Source organism: Mesorhizobium sp. WSM3626, assembly GCF_000513935.1.
Taxonomy (GTDB): domain Bacteria; phylum Pseudomonadota; class Alphaproteobacteria; order Rhizobiales; family Rhizobiaceae; genus Mesorhizobium; species Mesorhizobium salmacidum.
Map to the genome: position 1 here is coordinate 87,697 of NZ_AZUY01000005.1, position 18,567 is coordinate 106,263.

Genomic DNA, 18,567 nt, shown 5'->3' on the forward strand with positions numbered 1-18,567 from the left:
CGCCGGTCACTGGGCGGCCGTCGGACAGCCGCTGTCCTTCTCGCTGAGGAAGGCTTCCTTGCCGGGAATGGTGGCGAGGTATTTGTAATAGTCCCAATCCTTGGTGCTCTCGCTGGGCGCCTTGACCTGGTAGAGATACATGTCGTGGACCATGTTGCCGTCGGCCTGGACCTTGCCGCCGGTGATGACGGCGTCGTCCACCGGCAGCGAATGGAGTTGCTTGGCGACCGCTTCGGTCTCGTCGGTGCCGGCCTTGTCGATCGCCTTCAAATACTGCGTCACCGCCGAATAGGTCGCGGCCTGGATCATGTTCGGCATGCGGTTGGTGCGCTTGAAGAAGCGCTGCCCGAATTCGCGGCTCTTGTCGTCGCGGTCCCAGTAATAGCCCTCGGTCAGCACGACGCCTTGCGCTGCCTGCAGGCCGAGCCCATGCACTTCGGCCAGCGTGAACAGCAGCGCGGCCAGGCGCTGGCCGCCCTGCACGATGCCGAACTCGGCTGCCTGCTTGATGGAATTGGAGGTGTCGAGGCCGGCATTGGCGAGCCCGATGACCTTGGCGCCCGACGATTGCGCCTGCAGCAGGAAGGACGAATAGTCGGTCGCGCCGAGGGGATAACGCACCTCGCCCAGCACCTTGCCGCCATGGCTCTCGACGAATTTGGCGGTCTGCTCCTTCAGCGAATAGCCGAAGGCATAGTCGACGGTGACGAAGAACCAGCTGTCGCCGCCCTGCTGCACGAGGGAGCCGCCGGTGCCCACAGCCTGCGAATGGGTGTCATAGGCCCAGTGGAAGCCGTAGGGCGAGCACTGCTTGCCGGTGAGGTCGGTGGTCGCCGCACCGGTGACGATGTCGATCTTCTTCTTTTCCTTGGAAATCCCCTGCACGGCGAGCGCGACCGAAGAGGTCGTCAGCTCCATGATGGCATCGACCTGTTCGGTGTCATACCACTGCCGCGCGATGTTGGAGGCGATATCGGGCTTGTTCTGGTGGTCGGCGCTGATGATCTCGACCGGCGCGCCCTGGACCTTGCCGCCGAAATCCTCGACCGCCATCTTGGCCGCCTCGACCGACCATTTGCCGCCGAAATCGGCATAGACGCCGGATTGGTCGTTGAGGATGCCGATCTTGACCTTGCCATCGGAAATCTCGGCGGCCGAGGCGGTGGTGGCCGCAAGGAGCGCGGCGGAAACGACATAGCATAGCTTCATGAGTCTACTTCCTCCCAGTGTGGATGAATCCGGCCGCCCCCTACGGTCGTCATCCGCAAGCACCAAGGAACATTAGGAAAATCAGGCGGAAGGGCAAGGGGCGGCCGCGGATTTCATGACGGCAAGGCCGACCCGATAGCGTGACGCCAGCGGGAAAGCTCAGGACGGGACACGAACATGTGAAGCTCGATCGGGAGCACGCCGGGCTTGTTTGAACCACATCCCGGGCAGCTTCAGCCCTCGGTGGCGACGAGATGGCCGTTGCCGACATCGCTCAGCGCCAGTTTCAGCGGTGCCTCGCCGATCCGGCGGGTGGCGCTGGGGATCTCCTGATCGAGGCGGGCAAAACGGCTTCTGCGCTGCGCGGGATCGGGCACCGGCACAGCTTCGATCAGGCGCTTCGTGTAGGGGTGGCGCGGGTTCGAAAAAACCTGGTCGCGCGTGCCCATCTCGACGATCTGGCCGAGATACATGACGGCGACACGGTCGGAGATGTTCTCGACCACGGCCATGTCGTGCGAAATGAAGAGATAGGCGACGCCGAATTCGCGCTGCAATTCCTTCAACAGGTCAAGCACGCGCGCCTGCACCGAGACATCGAGGGCCGAGACGCTTTCATCGGCGATGATCAGTTTTGGCCTGAGCGCCAATGCCCGGGCGATGCAGACGCGCTGGCGCTGGCCGCCGGAGAATTCGTGCGGATAGAGCTCCATCTGGTCCGATGACAGGCCGACGCGGTCGAACAGGGCCGCTGCCCGCTCGCGACGCTCTTCCTTCGAGGCGATGCCATGGATGACCAGCGGTTCGGCGACAAGGTCGCCGACGCGCATGCGCGGGTCGAGCGAGGCGAAAGGATCCTGGAAGATCATCTGCACGTCGCGACGCACGGCCTTGCGCTCGTCGCGGCCGAGACCGGACAAATTGCGGCCGCCGACAACGATGTCGCCGCTATACGGCACCAGCCCGGCCAGCGCCTTGGCGGTGGTCGACTTGCCGCAACCGGATTCGCCGACCAGCGCCAGCGTCTCGTTGGGCGCGATCGAGAAGCTGACGCCCTCGACGGCATGCACGCGGCGGGTGACCCGGCCGAGAATGCCGCCGCGCAGGTCGAAGCGGACGTGGAGGTCGTTCACCTCCGCGACATTGGCCGGCATTGCGGCTTCGGCAATCTCCTTCGATTGCTGGCGGCCGGCGCCACTGCCGATGCGCGGCACGGCGGCCAGCAGCTCGCGCGTGTAGTCGGCTTGCGGGCGGGCGAAAATGTCCGACGTCTTGCCTTCCTCGACCATGCGCCCATGCCGCATGATGATGACGCGGTCGGCCATTTCGGCGACCACGCCCATGTCGTGCGTGATCAGGATGACGCTGGTGCCATGCTTTTGCTGCAGGTCGCGCAGCAGTTCCAGCACCTCGCCCTGCACGGTAACATCGAGCGCCGTGGTCGGCTCGTCGGCGATCAGCACGTCCGGTTCCAGCGCCAGCGCCATGGCGATCATCACGCGCTGGCGCATGCCGCCCGACAGTTCATGCGGAAATTGCCTTAGCCGGCTTTCGGCTTCCGAAATGCGCACCGCCTTCAGCGCCTCGATGGCGCGCTGGCGGGCCTGGCTGGGCGACAGGCTGGTATGCGCCTCGATGGATTCGGTGAGCTGGCGGCCGATCGACAGCACCGGGTTGAGCGAGGTCATCGGTTCCTGGAAGATCATGGCGATGCGGTCGCCGCGAATGCGCCGCATCCGGCGTTCGTCGAGAGCGGTCAGCTCGGTCTCGCCCAAATGGACCGTGCCGGCGGAGATGCGCGCGGCGGGCTGAGGCAGGAGCTGCATGATGGCCAGCGCGGTCATGGATTTGCCGGAGCCGGACTCGCCGGCGATGCACAGCGTCTCGCCGCGGGAGAGCGTCAGGGAGAGGTTGGAGACGACCTCGCGGGAGCCCTCCTCGCCGCGCACGGAGACGGAAAGGTTGGTTATGGTGAGGATGCGGTCTGGGGTCATTGCGAGGACAGGATTCTGAGAAGTTTGTTGCGGCACGCCCCCCTCTGTCCTGCCGGACATCTCCCCCTCAAGGGGGGAGATTGGCAGCTTCGCCGACTCGCCCTCTTGATGACGATGATGGTTGGCGAAGACCGAGGTGACATCCGATCTCCCCCCTTGAGGGGGAGATGCCCGGCAGGGCAGAGGGGGGTGCGGCGCTGACGCAACCTCATTCAAACACGCAACGGGGGAAATAGAACGACACCACCCAGTTCGGCATGTCGACGATCTCGCTGATCCTGAGATCGCCGCAGACCGAGGCCAGCATGTAGGCTTCGACCGGGTCGATTTGATAGCGGCCCGCTATCAAATCGACCATCTGCGCGACCGCTTCCTTCGCGCCAGTCATCAGGTCCGGACCGATCCCCGTCGTCACCTCATAACCCTTGGCATCGAGATGCCTGGTCACCGGCCCCGGCGTGGTGAAGCGCGGCGTCTTCAGCCGGGCATCTTTCACCAAATCGAGCTTGAGCACCACGTCCATCGGGCTTTCGATCGCCGTGCCGCAAACCTCGCCGTCGCCTTGCGCGGCGTGGGTGTCGCCGACCGAGAACAGCGCGCCCGCCACCTCCACCGGCAGATAGAGCGTGGTGCCGGCGGCGAGATCGCGGATGTCGAGATTGCCGCCGACGCGACGCGGCGGCACCACCGAGTGGTGTCCCATCTCGGCCAGCGCATTGCCGATCGTGCCGGCGAATGGTTTCAGCGGCACGCGGGCGTTTTTGCCGAACAATGCCGGTTCGAGCGAGACGGCGTCGTATTTCCAGACGTTCAGCGCCGGCTCCTTGAAGTCGTCGGCGAGCAGGCCGAAACCCGGAATGTTCGCCGTCCAGCCGAAGCCGGACGGTTTGAACATCTCGATCGTCACCTTCAGCGCGTCGCCCGGCTCGGCACCCTCGACGAAGACCGGCCCGGTGACCGGATTGATCTGGCCAAAGTCGAGCTTGGCAATGTCGGCGGCGGTGCTATCCGGCTTCAGCTGGCCACCGCCGGCATCCAGGCACTGGAACTCGATGGTCGAGCCGGGCGCCACACGCTCAGCCGGGACAAACGAATTGTCCCAGCCGAAATGGTGATGGCGCCCGTGGAGGGTGTAGTCGCAGTTATTGCACATCTTTTACGTACACATTGTCGTAGTTGATCGGGATATGGACCGGGTCGACATAGAGATTGTCGGCGCCGCCCATGCGGGCCGATTTCATGGTGAAGCGCTGCTCGTTGAAGACCGGCGCCCAGGGCGCGTCCTCCATCACCTTGTCGTAGATGGCGCTCCACATCTTGTCGCGCTCGGGGGCCTTGGCCGGGTCGACCACCGAGTCGGCCTCGGCCGCCTTGGCATCGAGATCCTTGTTGCAATACCACGACCAGTTCCAGCCGCCGGGAACCGCGCCGGCGCAGCCAAGGATCGGGCCGTAGAAGTTGGACGGATCGGGAAAGTCGGCGATCCAGGCCATGCCGCCCGACCAGATCATCGGCGCGCCGGCCTTGTCGCCGCCGGCGGCAATGACGTTGGCCTGCGCCAGCGACTGGATGCTGGCCTTGATGCCTATCGCCGCCAGGTCCTGCTGGATCGCCTGGGCGATGCGCGGGTTGGGGTCGGTGTTCATGGCGAACAATTGCGTCTCGAAGCCATCGGGATGGCCGGCCTCGGCCAGCAGCGCCTTGGCCTTCGCGACGTCATAGGGATAGCCCTTGTACTCCTTGTCGTAGCCCGGCATCGACGGCGGCAGCGGCTGGTTGGCCGGCACGGCGCGACCGTTGATGATCTGAATGATGCGCGCCTTGTTGAGCGCCATGTTGACGGCCTGGCGCACCTTGACATTGTCGAACGGTGCCATGGTGGTGTTCATGGTGACGTAGCCGGTGTGCAGCTGGCCGCCTTCGACGACGCGCGCCTTCTGCTCGGGATCGGCCATCACCTCCTGGAATTTTGCCGGCGGAATGCCGTCGCCGGGCACGTCGATCTCGCCCTTCTGCAGGCGCAGCAGCGCCACGATCGGCTCCTGGCCGATCTCGAAGGTGATCTTGTCCAGATGCGGCAGGCCCTTGTGCCAGTAGTCCGAGTTGCGCTCGAAGACGATGCGCTGGCCGAGCGTCCACTCGGCCAGCTTGAAGGCGCCGGTGCCGACCGGGTGCTTGCCGAAATCGGCGCCGTATTTCTCGACCTCCTCCTTCGGCACGACATGCGAGAAGTTGATGGCCATGACATGCAGGAAAGTGGCGTCCGGGCGGGTCAGTTCGAACTTCACCGTGTAGGGGTCGACGACGGTGATACCGGCTAAGCTTTCGGCCTTGCCGGCGGCGACATCCTCATAGCCCTTGATCGAGCCGAAGAAGCCGGCGCCGGGGCTCTGCGTCTTCGGATTGGTGACGCGGTCGAGCGAATATTTGACGTCGTCGGCAGTCATCTCGCGGCCATTGTGGAACTTCACACCATGGCGCAGCTTGAAGGTGAAGGTCTTGCCGTCGGGCGAAATCTCGTAGCTCTCGGCGAGGTCGGGCTTGAGGTTGGTGGTGCCGGGCTCGTAGTCCATCAGCCCGTCGAACAGGCTCTTGATCATCGACCAGTTCTGCCAGTCATAGCCGATCGCCGGATCGAGGGTCGCGACGTCGTCCTTGTAGGTAATGGTGATGGCGCCGCCCTGCTTGGCGTTGGGATCGATCGTGTCCTCGGCCCGGGCGCTCGTCATGCCAAGCATCAGCGCCAGCGCCGATGCGGCCACGGTTGATGCGAGAAACTTTTTCATTGTTATGTTCCCTTTCTCTGTTTGTGTTCTTGGTTTCATCCGAGCCTGATGCTCATCTCAGTTTGATACGGGGGTCGATGAAGGGCGCGATGATGTCGGCCAAGAGGTTGCCGAGCACGATGGCGAAGGCCGAGACCAGGGTGACGCCCATTATGATCGGGATGTCGACGCGCTGGATGGCTTGCCACGCGAGCTGGCCGATGCCTGGCCAGCCGAACACGCTTTCGACGACGACGATGCCGCCCATGAAAATGCCGATGTCGATGCCGATCATGGCGATGACCGGCAGAATGGCGTTGGGCAGAGCATGGCGGAAGATGATGGCGCCGCGCGCGATGCCTTTCGCACGCGCGGTGCGCACATAATCCTGGCGCAGCACGTCGATCATCGACGAGCGCATCATGCGCGCGTACCAGCCGGCGCCGAGGATGCCCATGGTCAGCGAGGGCAGTACGAGGTGGCGCCAGGTGCCGTAGCCGCCGATCGGGAACCAGCTGAGCCGCACGGCAAAGACATAGAGCAGCAGCAGACCGACGACGAATTGCGGCGCCGAGACGCCGACGAAAGAGGCGACCATCAAGGTCTGGTCGGTGGCGGTGCCGCGCTTGACGGCGGCGATCAGGCCCATGGAGAGGCCGATCAGCAGTTCGCACAAAATGGCGCCGAGCATCAGAAGCAGGCTCGCCGGCAGCCGCGAGACGATGAGCTCGGTCACCTCGGAGCGCTGGATATAGGAGCGGCCGAGATCGCCGCTGACGAGCTTGGTCAGGTAATGCCAGTACTGGACGATGAAGGGCTGGTCGAGGCCGAGCTGCTGGCGGATGTTCTCGACCGTCTGCGGCGTGGCGCTGCGGCCGGCGATCTGGCGCACCGGATCGGCGGGCAGGAGATAGAGCAGCGCGAAAGTGATCAGCGAGACGCCGAGCAGGATCAGCAGCGACTGGATCAGGCGGCGGCCGAGATAGGCGATCATGCCCGGCCCCTTTGCGTCGGGTCGAGGATGTCGCGCAGCGCATCGCCGATCAGGTTGAAGGCCAGCGCCAGCGCCAGGATCGCGGCGCCGGGGAAGAACACCAGCCAGGGCGCGGCCTGAAAGTAGGTCTGGTTCTCGAAGATGATGTTGCCCCAGGACGCCGTCGGCGGCTGCACGCCGATGCCGAGGAAGGAGAGCGTGGCTTCGAGCAGAACGGTGGTCGAGATGCCGAGCGTGCCCCAGACGATGATGGTCGGCAGGAGATGCGGCAGTATGTGGCGAAACAAAATGCGCGGCGCGCTCGCCCCGATGGTGCGCTCGGCATCGATGAACTCGCGTTCGGCGAGCGAAGACGTCTCGGTGTAGATGACGCGGGCGGTCTGCACCCAGTTCACCAAGGCGATGACCATGGCAACGATCCACAGGCTGGGCTGGAATACCGCCGCCAGGCAGATGGCGAGCAGAAGCGCGGGAAAGGCCATCATCAGATCGGTGAAGCGCATCAGCGCGCTGCCCATCCAGCCGCGGAAATAGCCCGCGGTGACGCCGACAAGCGTGCCGATGAACAGCGCCACGCCATTGGCGACGATGCCTATGATCAGCGAGGTGCGCGCGCCATAGAGGATGCGGGTCAACAGATCACGCCCGAGCAGGTCGGTGCCCAGCCAGAATTTTGCGCTCGGCGGCAAAGGCGAGCCCTCGATGGTCAGGCCGTCGAACATCTGTTCGTTGGGATCATAGCCGGTCAGCCACGGCGCCAGGATCGCGCCCGCGACGACGACGGCGACGATGACCAGGCCGAGCAGCGCAAGGCGGCGCTTGGCCAGCCGGCGCCAGATGCCGGCGCGCGGCTTGGCCGGCATGCGCCCGGCCGTGAGATCAGGCGCGATGGGACTGGTCATCGCCGCTCTCTTCTCCGGTCTTGGCCTCTCCCGTTACGTCTTCGGTCATCGCCACGATACGTCGTGCGGCGTCCTCGACGCTGATCTGCCAGCTCATCGCCAGCGAGCGCAGCTGCGCATAGGCGCGGTCGTCGTCGCTGCCTTTCGACAAAGCCGAGACAGCCCGCACGATGGTCTGGCGTTCGGCGACGCGCTGGCGCAGCGCGGCGATCTCGCCGGCTAAATGTTTTCTCGCCTCGAAACCCTGGCGCGCGATGAGCAGCGCGCTGTAGACCCCGGCATTGCCGACCGGCTTCAGGAGCTGGGCGTCGGCCTTGTGCGACAGCGCCCATTCTATGCGGCCCGGCGCCTCCGAACCGATCAACGCCACCAGCGGCATCGGCGCTTCGCCCGACTTCCAGGGGAATTGCTCGTCGAAACCGAGATCGGCGTCGAAGAAGACGAAGTCGGCGGCCAGCGCTTCCGGCGCCAGTTCCGGCCAGCAGTCCACGGTGACAAGCCCGATGGCTGACAATTGCCTGGTGATCGCCTGCACCGTCGGGTGCGGACGATGCAGGACAAAGGCCCTGGCGCCGCCAAGATTGGGGATGCGCGGGGTCCGGGTCACGACACCACCCGCAAGCGCGGCCGGCCGAATGTTTTTGCGGGGTCGTAGCGCGACAGATAGGGGTCCGGCGCGACCTCGTCGTCGCGGCTGACGACTTCGAAGTAGCCATCCGCGATCCGGCCGATGATGACAGGCAGCGTGGCGTGCTGGGAGTGCGCGTCGATGGCGATCGGGCCGAGCCGGGTGGAGAAGCGCCGTTCGGCGAAGGCTTTTGAAAATTCCGCCGGACCGGCGTCGGGGTCGCGCAACAGCACGTCGGCCATCACTTGCACCGAGGCATAGGCGGAGGCTTCGAAGGAGGAGGCGAAGGCGGCCGGCCTTGGCGCGAAATAAGGTCCGACCGAGAGATGGCCCTTGCCCGTTTCGCCGATCGCCGGCAGTTCACCCTCGGTGAGGTTGCAGGAGATCACCGGGCAAGAGTCAGGACTGAAAGCCGCATCCTCGCCCGCCAGATCGCGATAGGCCGCCAGGAAGGCATAGGACGAGGTGCCGATCAGATTGTTGAGGATGAAATTCGGCCGCGTCGCCCGGATTTCGGCGATCAGCCGCGACACGTCGGTCTCGCCGATGCGCAGATAGCGCTCGCCCAAAACCTTGCCGCCGGCGTCGGCGATCAGGTCGCGCGCCACGCGGTTCATCTCCCAGCCCCAGATGTAGTTCGAGCCGAGCAGAAAACCGTTGGCGCCGAAGCGCGGCACGACATGGGCCAGCAGCGGCACCAGATGCTGGTTGGGGCAGGCATGCATGTAGACGACATGCTCGTTGGCCTCGAAGCCTTCATAGGGGCAGGCGTACCAGAGCATGCCGCCGGCCTTCTCCAGCACCGGAATCGTCTCCTTGCGGCTCCAGGAGGTGACGCAGCCGACGACGTGGCGCGCGCCGCTGGTCCTGAAAATGTCCTCGCACAGCGTCGCGTAGCGATCGGCATTGCTTTGCGGATCGCGCTCAACCGGCACCAACTCGATGCCCGAGCTCCTGTCGGCATTGATGTCGGCGATGGCGCGCATGGCGCCGATGCGGCACGCATCGGAAACGAGCTGGTAGCTCCCGGAGCGGGAATAGAGGATGCCGATCTCGATGCGCCGTTTCAAACAGAACCCCAGAAATGACAATGCCCCGCAGCCAGCGCCGGGAAAGGCGAGGCATACGAGGCATGTTTGCCGCCCGGCGATCAGAGCCGGTATTTGCCTTAGCGTATTCGGTCCGGCGGCTCAGTCAAGCCCTCAACGCCATCCGCGTCAAACACCGAGTGTCCGGCCATTGCTGGTTCCCACGAAATCCGCTGCCGCTATTTGGCCGCCGGCCTGTGTTGGCGGGCATAGGCCACGCAAGCATCCACGGTGCTGACACAAAGCGCGTCGCGCTTGTTCGGCAGGTTGTTGTCGCCGGCGTAGGCAACTTCGGCGACGCGGCCGCCGACCATGCGAACCTGCGTGTCGCAGTAGCCGCCGGGAGCGACATTGACGGAACCGCCGACCGTGGGGATGGCCCCCACGGCCAGGGCAGGAACGACGACGCTGAGATTGCCGCGCTGGACGACGCGCTTGTAGGTCCAGATCTGCCCGGACTGACCGACATCCGCGGTGGCGGTCGGAAACCCCGCGCACATTCGAACGTCGGCTTCGCTGAGGCCGACCATCTCCTTGCGAGCCGCCGCCGCGGTGGGATCGACCTTGGTCATGCGCGACGTGTCGTCGGGAACGACGCAGGAAGACTGGACGACGACGATGAGGCCAGAAAGGGCAAGCTTTCGAATACAGGGAAATGTCATACCGATTAGTTGAGATCGCGTGGCGCCCGGCCGCCCTCTCTACCTAGGCAAGCAGACCGCCGGATCAACCCGCATGCCTTCACGAAAAGGTGGCTGGGCAAGCCGCGGAGCTTTTGACTTCCGCTCGCCATGGATGAACCCGCCGGACGAAGGACGTCCATCATTTCCGGGCGATGTCCTCGAAGCGCGTCTCGTGCTCCCTTCCCCGGAATTTTTGAGAGAATATTCCCGGCTTTGCCGAGAACGGCGAAACATGTTCTTTGATAAAATCGATAGAATTTCTGACGATGTGACCAAGCTTGGGCAATCCGCCTTGCTGCCATGACTTCACAACCGCAGAGATCAATCATGTCCGACCTCACCAACACTTCGTCTTTTTCCCCAAGGTCAACCCTGAACCGCCGCAGCGGCCTGGCTCTGCTTTTCGCCTCGGCTGTCGCGATCGGCAGCCTGATGGCGCCGCATGCGTCGTTCGCAGAGGACAAGAAGGCAATCAAGGTCGGCATCATCAGCGGCGAGGACGAGGATGTCTGGCGCGTCGTGGTCGCCAAAGCCGCCGGGAAGGGCCTGAGCATCGAGACCGTGGTGTTCAACGACTACACCCAGCCCAACGAGGCGCTGGAGCGCGGCGAGATCGACGCCAACGCCTTCCAGCACCAGCCTTATCTCGACAACCAGATCAAAACCCAGGGCTATCACATCGTGCGCGTCGGCTATACCGGCGTGTGGCCAATCGGCCTCTACTCAAAGAAGTACAAAAAGGTCGCGGACCTGCCGGAGGGCGCGGTGATCGGCCTGCCGAACGACCCGTCCAACGAAGGCCGGGCGCTGCGCGTGCTGCAGAATGAGGGCGTGATCAAGTTGAAGGACGGCACCGGCATTCTCGCCACCATCGCCGACATCGCCGAAAATCCCAAGAAGGTCGAGATCAAGGAACTCGACGCCGGCATCGTCGGCCGTTCGGTCGAGGACCTCGACGCCGCCGTGGTCAACACCGACTGGGCGCTGAAAAGCGGCCTGACGCCGGAAAACCGCATCGCCCAGGAGCCTATCGCAGACAATCCCTACCGCAACTTCATCGCGGTGAAGGCCGGCAATGAAAACGAAGCCTGGGTGAAGACCCTGGTGGCGTCCTACCAGAACGACGCGGTCAAGGCCGAGTTCGACAAGGTCTACAAAGGCACAGGCCTCAGCGCCTATTAAAACCATCCGGGCACTGATGTGCCTTTGACCGGGACAGCGGTCCGCGCAATGCGCGGGCCGCGATCGTATTTTCAGGATCCGCCCATGAACCAGCATTTTACCGCAACCACAGAGCCCGGGGATCAGGCCGCTACACAGGACGTGGTGCGGCTTGTCGACCTGAAGCGCCGTTTCGGCGCGACGGCGGCGCTCGACGGCATTTCCTTGACGGTGCGCAAGGGGGAGATCCTCGGCATTATCGGCCGCAGCGGCGCCGGCAAGTCGACGCTGATCCGCTGCCTGAACGGGCTGGAGCGTCCCGATTCCGGCGAGGTCTTCATTGAGGGCCGCGAAATCAGCCGGCTTGGCGAGCGCGACCTGCAGCCGCTGCGGCGGCGCATCGGCATGATCTTCCAGCATTTCAACCTGCTGTCGGCCAAGACGGTCGAGGACAATGTGGCGCTGCCGCTCAAGATCGAGGGCCGGCCGAAGGCGGAGCGGCTGAAGCGAGCGGCAGAGCTGCTCGATCTCGTCGGCCTGTCGGAGAAGGCGAAAGCCTATCCGGCGTCGCTGTCCGGTGGCCAGAAGCAGCGTGTCGGCATTGCCAGGGCGCTTGCCGCGCGGCCAGCGCTGCTTCTGTCGGACGAGGCGACCTCGGCGCTCGACCCGGAGACGACGCGCTCCATCCTTGCCTTGCTGAAGGACATCAACCGGCGGCTCGGCCTGACCATCCTGCTGATCACCCATGAGATGGAGGTGATCCGCTCGATCGCCGACCGCGTGGCGGTGATCGACGCCGGGCGCATCGTCGAGGAAGGGCCAGTCTGGTCGGTGTACGCCGATCCACGTTCCGAGATCACCCGCAGCCTGCTCGGCGCCATCCGCCCGCAGCTTCCGCCGGAGCTGGCGGCGCGGCTGCTGCCGGCGGGCGGCACCGAAACGATCTTGCGCGTCGACGTGGCGGGCGAAGCGGCGCGGGGGCCGCTGCTGTCCGACCTCGCGGCCGACGCGCCCGGTGCTTTTCGCCTCATCCATGGCGGCATCGACCATATCCAGCAGCAGCCGGTCGGAACGCTGTTCCTCTCCATTCCCGGCAATCACGAAAGCCACCTCGCAGAAGTGATCACATTCCTGAAGTCCCGCCAGGCGCGGGTGGAGGTGCTTGGCCATGTCGCCGATCCTGTTTGAGCTTCTGTTGCGATCGATCTGGGAGACGGTGCTGATGACGGCCGCCTCCGGCCTGATCTCCCTTGTCTTCGGCCTGCCGCTCGGGCTGGCCTTGATTGCCACCGAACGCGGCGGCATTGCCGAAAGCCCGTGGGTGAACCGCGTGCTCGGCGCCGTCATCAACGGCTTCCGCTCGGTGCCGTTCATCATCCTTCTGGTGGCGCTGATCCCGATGACACGGCTGATCGTCGGCACGTCGATCGGCACATGGGCGGCGATCGTGCCGCTGTCGATCGCCGCCACGCCCTACTATGCGCGCATCGCCGAGGTGTCGCTGCGCGAGGTCGACCACGGCCTGATCGAGGCGGCGCGCGCCATGGGCGGCAACCGCTGGACGATCATCCGCGAGGTGCTGGTGCCGGAAGCGCTGCCCGGCATCGTTGCCGGCTTCACGGTGACGCTGGTCACACTCATCGGCGCCTCGGCAATGGCGGGCGCCATCGGCGCCGGCGGGCTGGGCGACCTCGCCATCCGCTACGGCTATCAGCGGTTCGAGACGTCGGTGATGGTCGCCGTGGTGATCGTGCTGATCATCCTGGTCTGCGGCATCCAGTGGGTGGGTGACCGGCTGGTGGCGAGACTGGATCGGAGAGGTTGACGACTGAGCCAACGAGTTATGCGACGATGTCTTCGATGAGTGCCTGCAGTGGCGTTTCGGAACCGCCGAAGCTGTCTATCATGGCCTGGATGACGCGATCTCGCTCAAGAATGTCGGCGTTAAACGTCAAGCCTGCGTGCTCGGCCAGCATTGCGAGGAAGGTGAGTTGGGTACGGCCGTTGCCCTCACGAAACGGATGCACCGCATTGATCTCGGCGATGATGTGCGCCATGTGCCTCGCAAAGCCAGTGGCATCAAGATCAGCCAATAGATCGGTATCACCTAGCTCGCCGAATACCCGCGCCATCTCACTGGCGATGTGTTCAGGATAACAGAACCAACTACCACCTTTGCCGATGCGAATAGTGCGCGCTTGGCCGGCCCATGCATAAATGTCCTGAAACAGGTGCTGATGAAGGCGGAGATAATGACGATAGTCGAGCTCACCCGCCGGCAAGGGCTCATCGGCACGGGTCAGGAATAGAGCGAGTTCAACCTCATCGAGTTCGGCCTGGTCACGGATGTCCAGCAGATTGATGAGCACCGTCGTGCCGGGGTAGCAGAGTGGATCGAACTCGGCAGCGTAGACCAACGTCTATTTCTTTTTACGGATTTCTTCCTTGATGAGGGAGCGGCGCTCGTCACCGGACAGTCCTTGCCGAACGCTATGGTTGAGTACCTTGGCCATGCGGGGCGACAGCTTCATGCCTTCGACAGCGCTGATTTTCTCGCCACGCGCGCTCGTCAGGACGAAATGACCAGTCTTGGCTGAACGGCCGATTCTTGAATTAGGAGATTTCATCCGCAAACCATATCATGGACGCCAAAGGGAAACCAAAACGATTCCGGCTAGCCCTTCAATCTTATCCCTTCCGGGGTCGAAGAATGGCATCGGCGCCACCACCGCGCGTGTTGGCTTGCCGTCGATGTCGATGCTGAGTCCGGTTCCGACCGAGGTGAACGGCAACCGCAAATGCGCTGTCGCCAGCACCTTGCCAAGGGAATAGCCATAGTCGCTGTAGGTGACCACGCCGGCGTCCTCGGCGCACAGCGCCTTGCCGAGATCGATGTCGAAGCCGCCGAGCGTGCCGTCGGCATTGGCGTAATTGAAGGGCGGATAGGCACCCTCGGTGCCGAGCCTCAGCTTTTCTCCTGGGCGGAAGCAGCACCGGTGGCAAGCGTAAGGCATACGGAAGCGGCAAGCACGAAACGACCGCAAAGACGCATGGTCCAGATCTCCGTTGACCCGGGAAGTGTACGGTCTTTCCGATCGTCGTCGGGGACGGAAACGACATGTGCTGCGGCGATCACGGCGCGGTGAGGAACCGCACAATGACCGACAGTTTTAGCCGGCGCGTTGCTTTTCCGTTGCTTCGCGATCAACGGCTCCTGCCGACAGCACGACGCCGAATTTTTCCCAGGCTTGCCGTGGGGTATAGTACCCCAGGGCCACATCGCGCAGCACCTGATCGGCATCGCGCTCACGCGGATCGCCATAGCCGCCACCGCCCGGCGTGCCGACGCGCACGCGGTCGCCGGCCTTCAGCGGGATGTCCTGCTCCTTGGAGAGGTGCGGCGGTACGTGTTGCTCGCCATTGCGGAAGACGATCACGCTGTTGGGCTCGCCATCCCCACCGCCAAGGGCGCCCTGCGGGCCGAAGCGGCCATGGTCCATGACGAAGGAGGCACGCGCCTCGCCGCGCAGGATCTCGACCTCGTAGGCGAGGCCAAAACCGCCGCGATGCTTGCCGGCGCCGCCCGAGCCTTCGCGCAAGGCATAGTGCCGGTAAAGCACCGGAAAGGCCTGCTCCATGATCTCGACCGGCGGCGACTTGGAGATGCCGATGGTCGAGCAGCCATTGGTGAGGCCGTCATGGCCTGAATTGCCGCCATAGCCGCCGCCGGAGATCTGGTACATGACGTAATCGCGGCCGCGCGCGGGATCGTTGCCGCCGAGCGCGAAATTACCGCTGGAGCCGGCAGGTGCGGCCGTCACCTTGTCGGGCAGTGCCTGCACCATGGCCGCGAACACCGCCTCGGCAATGCGCTGCGACACTTCGGCCGCACAGCCCGATACGGGGCGCGGATACTTCGCGTCGAGGAAGGTGCCTTCCGGCCGCTTGACGATCAGGGGTTCGAAAGCGCCGGCGCTGATCGGCACATCGGGGAAGATGTGGCGCATGGCGAGATAGACCGAGGACAGGGTCGTCGCCAGCACGCTGTTCATCGGCCCCGCACAGGGCTTTGACGACCCTGAAAAATCGAAAGTCAGCGTGTCGCCCTTCTTCTCGACGGCGAGCGCGATGGTCAGCGGTTCGTTGACCACCCCGTCGGAATCGACAAAGGCCACGGAGCGGTAGGTGCCGTCGGGAATGGCCGCTATGTTGGCGCGCATCTGCTCGGCGGCACGGCGGCGCAATTCGGCGATCGCTTCGACAACGGTTTCGTCTCCGTAACGATCCAGGATTCCGTTGAGCCGATCCTCGCCGATCAGCAGCGCGGCGGCCTGGGCCCTGATGTCGCCGATGCGCTGGTCGGCAACCCGGATGTTGGAGCAGATGATGGCGTAGATTTCGGGATCGAGCACGCCCTTCTTGAACAGCTTTACCGGCGGCAGCCGCAGGCCCTCCTGCTCGACCGCAGTGGCCGAGGCTGAAAAACCGCCCGGCACCGAACCGCCAATGTCGGGCCAATGGCCTGTGTTCGACAACCAGCAGAAGATCTTTTCACCCCGATAGACCGGCATGACGAAGCGCACATCCATCAGATGCGTGCCGCCGAGATAGGGGTCGTTGACGATATAGATGTCGCCCGGCTCAGGCGGCAGGCAGCGGCCATCGGCGATCATCTCGATCACCGTCCTGGTCGAATATTGCATGACGCCGACAAACACGGGCAGGCCCTGGCTGCCTTGTGCGATCAGCGAGCCATCGACGGCCGAATAGATGCCATCCGAGCGGTCATTGGCCTCGGCGATCACGGGCGAGAAGGCGGCGCGGGAAAAGGTCAGGTCCATCTCGTCGCAGACCTGCTGCAAGGCAGCCTGGAGAACCGAAAGGGTAATGGCGTCGAGCTTCATTTCAGGCCTCGCCAATGTCGATGATGATGTTCCCGTCGGCGTCCGATCGCGCGCGGTCGCCGGGTTCGAGCACGGTCGTCGCGTCCATCTGTTCGACGATCGCCGGGCCTTCGATGACCGCGTCGAGCGGCAGCTTTTCCCTGATATACACCGGCGTGTCATGCCAGCGGCCGCCATACCAGACCGGCCTGATCTCGCGCCGCGCCTCGTCGAGCGTCCTTGCCCGCCCGGCCGGATCGATCAGGCGTGACAAGTCGATCGCCGGACGCACGCCGGTGACCGAGGTGTTGAGGTTGACGAGATTGGCCCGGATTTCCGGCAGCTCTACCTTGAAGCGAGCGAAATAGGCTTTTTCGAACAGGGACTGCAACTCGTGCCGGGTCACCGACGAGGACGGCAACGGCACGTTGATGATGTGGGTCTGGCCGACGAACTGCATGTCGGCGGAGTGCGTGACGCGGATCGTTTCCGGCTTTACCGCTTCCTTGGCGATCAGCTCCTCGCCTTCGTTACGGTGCCGTTCCAATACTTGGTGGAGCCGGCTTTCATCAAGCACGGCCACGGGTTGGTTGATGGTGTTGACGAAGTCATGGCGCAGATCGGCGACGACGCAGCCGAGCGCATTGGTGATGCCGGGACGCGCCGGCACCAGCACTTTGGGCAGGCCGAGTTCACGCGCGAGCGCGGTGGCATGCAGCGGCCCGGCGCCGCCGAAGGCGAACAGCGCGAAATCGCGGGGATCATGGCCGCGCGATACCGAGACCATGCGGATGGCGCCGGCCATCTTCATGTTGCCGAGCCTGAGCACCGCGCCCGCCGCCTCGACACCCGACAGGCCCGTTGCCTTGCCGATTCTGTCCTCGAAGATGCCGGTGACGCGCTCTGATGTGACCGGATTGTCGACCGCGAGCAGCTTCTTCGGCGCCAACCGGCCGAGCACCAGATTGGCGTCGGTGATCGTCGGCTCGGTGCCGCCGCGCCCGTAGCAGATCGGCCCGGGATTGGCGCCCGCACTTTCCGGGCCGATCTGGATCAGGCCGGCCGCGTCGACGCGGGCGATCGACCCGCCGCCGGCGCCCACCGTATGCACCGCCACCATCGGCACATGGATGGGCATGGCATATTCGATCTCGATCTCGTTCGAGACAGCCGGTTCGGCGTTACGGATCAGCGCCACGTCGGTCGAGGTGCCGCCCATGTCGTAGGTGACGAGGTTTTCGAAGCCGGCGCGCTTGCCCGTATAGGCGGCGGCGATGACGCCGGAGGCGGGGCCCGACATGACCGTCTTGGCCGATTCACGTGTGACGAAGCGCGCCGAGATCATGCCGCCATTGCCATTCATGATGAGAAAATCGCGGGCATAGCCCTTGTCGGCCAATTCCGTGCGCAGACGCTCGACATAGCGCTCCAGGATCGGCTGCACCGAGGCGTTGACCGATGCCGTCACCCCGCGCTCGAATTCGCGCGCTTCCGACAGCAGCGCATGGCCGGTGGTGATGTAGCCGTTCGGCCAGAATTCGGCGGCGATCTCGGCGGCGCGGCGCTCATGCGACGGGTTGGCGTAGGAATGCAGAAAATGGATGACGAGGGATTCGCAGCCGGCCGCGATCAGCGCCTTTGCCGCCTCGCGCATCTCGGCCTCATCAAGCGGCGTGCGGACGGCGCCTGATGCCTCGACGCGTTCGGACACCTCCAGGCGCAGATTGCGCGGGATGACCGGAACGAACGTGCCCGTCATGCCATAGGGTTGCGGCCGCGTGCGCCGGCCAAGCTCGATCACGTCGCGAAAACCGCGCGTGGTGATCATGCCGGTCTTGGCCAACCGGCGCTCCAGCACCGCATTGGTGGTGGTGGTCGTGCCATGCACGATGAGGTCGATGCCGTCGATCGGAAAGCCGGTGGCGCCGAGCGCCGAAACCACGCCAAAGGCCTGGTTGTCGACCGTGGTCGGGGTCTTGGCCAGATACACCTTGCCACCGTCCTTGCTGTCGATCAGGAGCAGGTCGGTGAAGGTTCCGCCGACGTCGATGCCGGCGACGACGCTGCCCAGGGAATCCGGCGGCTGCACCGAAAAATTCTCTTTCATTGTCGAAACCCGAAATGCTGGGACTACGGATATGCCACAGTTTGGAAAGGTGTTTTACGGCGGCATCTTGACGCAAATATCGTTTGTATACTAATAAATTCCGGACACAAGAGCTTACCGCTTCGGTAGCGTGCATGGCACGCCGGAACCTGA

18 protein-coding genes and 1 pseudogene are annotated in these 18,567 nt (G+C 64.3%); 4 read left to right on the plus strand and 15 right to left on the minus strand.

What is annotated here, in order from left to right; all coding sequences use genetic code 11:
• Positions 1–6: 6 nt before the first annotated feature.
• The 9 genes from M653_RS0105815 to M653_RS0105855 all read right to left on the minus strand — a co-directional run bounded on the left by M653_RS0105815 (position 7) and on the right by M653_RS0105855 (position 10,152).
• Entirely contained in the window at positions 7–1,209 is a 1,203-nt protein-coding gene (locus tag M653_RS0105815; RefSeq protein ID WP_027142472.1) for an ABC transporter substrate-binding protein, read from the minus strand.
• A 233-nt stretch (positions 1,210–1,442) separates the two neighbouring features.
• Complete coding sequence (locus tag M653_RS0105820) at positions 1,443–3,203, minus strand: ABC transporter ATP-binding protein (protein WP_027142473.1); 1,761 nt, start codon at positions 3,201–3,203, stop codon at positions 1,443–1,445.
• A gap of 208 nt (positions 3,204–3,411) precedes the next feature.
• On the minus strand, positions 3,412–4,356 hold the full coding sequence (locus tag M653_RS0105825; RefSeq protein ID WP_027142474.1) for an acetamidase/formamidase family protein: 945 nt from the start codon (positions 4,354–4,356) through the stop codon (positions 3,412–3,414).
• Entirely contained in the window at positions 4,346–5,989 is a 1,644-nt protein-coding gene (locus M653_RS0105830; protein WP_027142475.1) for an ABC transporter substrate-binding protein, read from the minus strand. Before M653_RS0105830 ends, M653_RS0105825 begins: the two co-directional genes overlap by 11 nt.
• 52 nt (positions 5,990–6,041) lie before the next feature.
• Positions 6,042–6,962: an ABC transporter permease gene (locus tag M653_RS0105835; protein ID WP_027142476.1), complete on the minus strand. Its 921-nt coding sequence runs from the start codon at positions 6,960–6,962 to the stop codon at positions 6,042–6,044.
• The gene (locus M653_RS0105840) at positions 6,959–7,864 is read right to left on the minus strand and encodes an ABC transporter permease (protein ID WP_027142477.1); all 906 of its coding nucleotides are present in this window, start codon (positions 7,862–7,864) and stop codon (positions 6,959–6,961) included. The genes M653_RS0105835 and M653_RS0105840 overlap by 4 nt, the downstream gene beginning before the upstream one ends.
• Positions 7,842–8,471 carry an ANTAR domain-containing protein gene (locus M653_RS0105845; protein WP_027142478.1) on the minus strand — a complete coding sequence of 210 codons (630 nt, stop codon included), beginning with the start codon at positions 8,469–8,471 and terminating at the stop codon, positions 7,842–7,844. Before M653_RS0105845 ends, M653_RS0105840 begins: the two co-directional genes overlap by 23 nt.
• On the minus strand, positions 8,468–9,562 hold the full coding sequence (locus M653_RS0105850) for a transporter substrate-binding protein (RefSeq protein ID WP_027142479.1): 1,095 nt from the start codon (positions 9,560–9,562) through the stop codon (positions 8,468–8,470). Before M653_RS0105850 ends, M653_RS0105845 begins: the two co-directional genes overlap by 4 nt.
• 197 nt (positions 9,563–9,759) lie before the next feature.
• Positions 9,760–10,152: a hypothetical protein gene (locus tag M653_RS0105855; protein ID WP_245262065.1), complete on the minus strand. Its 393-nt coding sequence runs from the start codon at positions 10,150–10,152 to the stop codon at positions 9,760–9,762.
• Positions 10,153–10,315: 163 nt separating this feature from the next.
• Here M653_RS0105855 and M653_RS1000000136585 point away from each other — a divergent pair, with 163 nt between their 5' ends.
• From M653_RS1000000136585 to M653_RS0105870, 4 genes are all read left to right on the plus strand, one after another.
• Positions 10,316–10,567: a hypothetical protein gene (locus M653_RS1000000136585; protein WP_156938153.1), complete on the plus strand. Its 252-nt coding sequence runs from the start codon at positions 10,316–10,318 to the stop codon at positions 10,565–10,567.
• A gap of 23 nt (positions 10,568–10,590) precedes the next feature.
• Positions 10,591–11,445, plus strand: coding sequence for a MetQ/NlpA family lipoprotein (locus tag M653_RS0105860; protein WP_027142481.1), 855 nt, complete (start codon positions 10,591–10,593; stop codon positions 11,443–11,445).
• An 84-nt stretch (positions 11,446–11,529) separates the two neighbouring features.
• Complete coding sequence (locus tag M653_RS0105865; RefSeq protein ID WP_027142482.1) at positions 11,530–12,612, plus strand: methionine ABC transporter ATP-binding protein; 1,083 nt, start codon at positions 11,530–11,532, stop codon at positions 12,610–12,612.
• The gene (locus M653_RS0105870) at positions 12,593–13,249 is read left to right on the plus strand and encodes a methionine ABC transporter permease (RefSeq protein ID WP_027142483.1); all 657 of its coding nucleotides are present in this window, start codon (positions 12,593–12,595) and stop codon (positions 13,247–13,249) included. The genes M653_RS0105865 and M653_RS0105870 overlap by 20 nt, the downstream gene beginning before the upstream one ends.
• A 16-nt stretch (positions 13,250–13,265) precedes the next feature.
• Here M653_RS0105870 and M653_RS0105875 read toward each other — a convergent pair whose 3' ends face one another.
• The 6 genes and pseudogenes from M653_RS0105875 to M653_RS0105895 form a co-directional block, all read right to left on the minus strand.
• Positions 13,266–13,841, minus strand: a complete 576-nt coding sequence (locus tag M653_RS0105875; RefSeq protein WP_027142484.1) for a Fic family protein — start codon at positions 13,839–13,841, stop codon at positions 13,266–13,268.
• A 3-nt stretch (positions 13,842–13,844) separates the two neighbouring features.
• Entirely contained in the window at positions 13,845–14,051 is a 207-nt protein-coding gene (locus tag M653_RS0105880; protein WP_027142485.1) for a hypothetical protein, read from the minus strand.
• A 12-nt stretch (positions 14,052–14,063) separates the two neighbouring features.
• Positions 14,064–14,279 (minus strand): glycine cleavage T C-terminal barrel domain-containing protein, encoded by a 216-nt coding sequence (locus tag M653_RS1000000138205; protein ID WP_348626229.1) that lies wholly within the window; start codon positions 14,277–14,279, stop codon positions 14,064–14,066.
• A 9-nt stretch (positions 14,280–14,288) separates the two neighbouring features.
• Positions 14,289–14,476: pseudogene (locus tag M653_RS1000000138210) on the minus strand (transporter substrate-binding domain-containing protein); the annotation flags it as partial.
• Positions 14,477–14,594: 118 nt separating this feature from the next.
• Positions 14,595–16,328, minus strand: coding sequence for a hydantoinase B/oxoprolinase family protein (locus M653_RS0105890; RefSeq protein ID WP_027142487.1), 1,734 nt, complete (start codon positions 16,326–16,328; stop codon positions 14,595–14,597).
• 1 nt (position 16,329) lies between these two features.
• Positions 16,330–18,414: a hydantoinase/oxoprolinase family protein gene (locus tag M653_RS0105895; RefSeq protein ID WP_027142488.1), complete on the minus strand. Its 2,085-nt coding sequence runs from the start codon at positions 18,412–18,414 to the stop codon at positions 16,330–16,332.
• Positions 18,415–18,567: the final 153 nt, after the last annotated feature.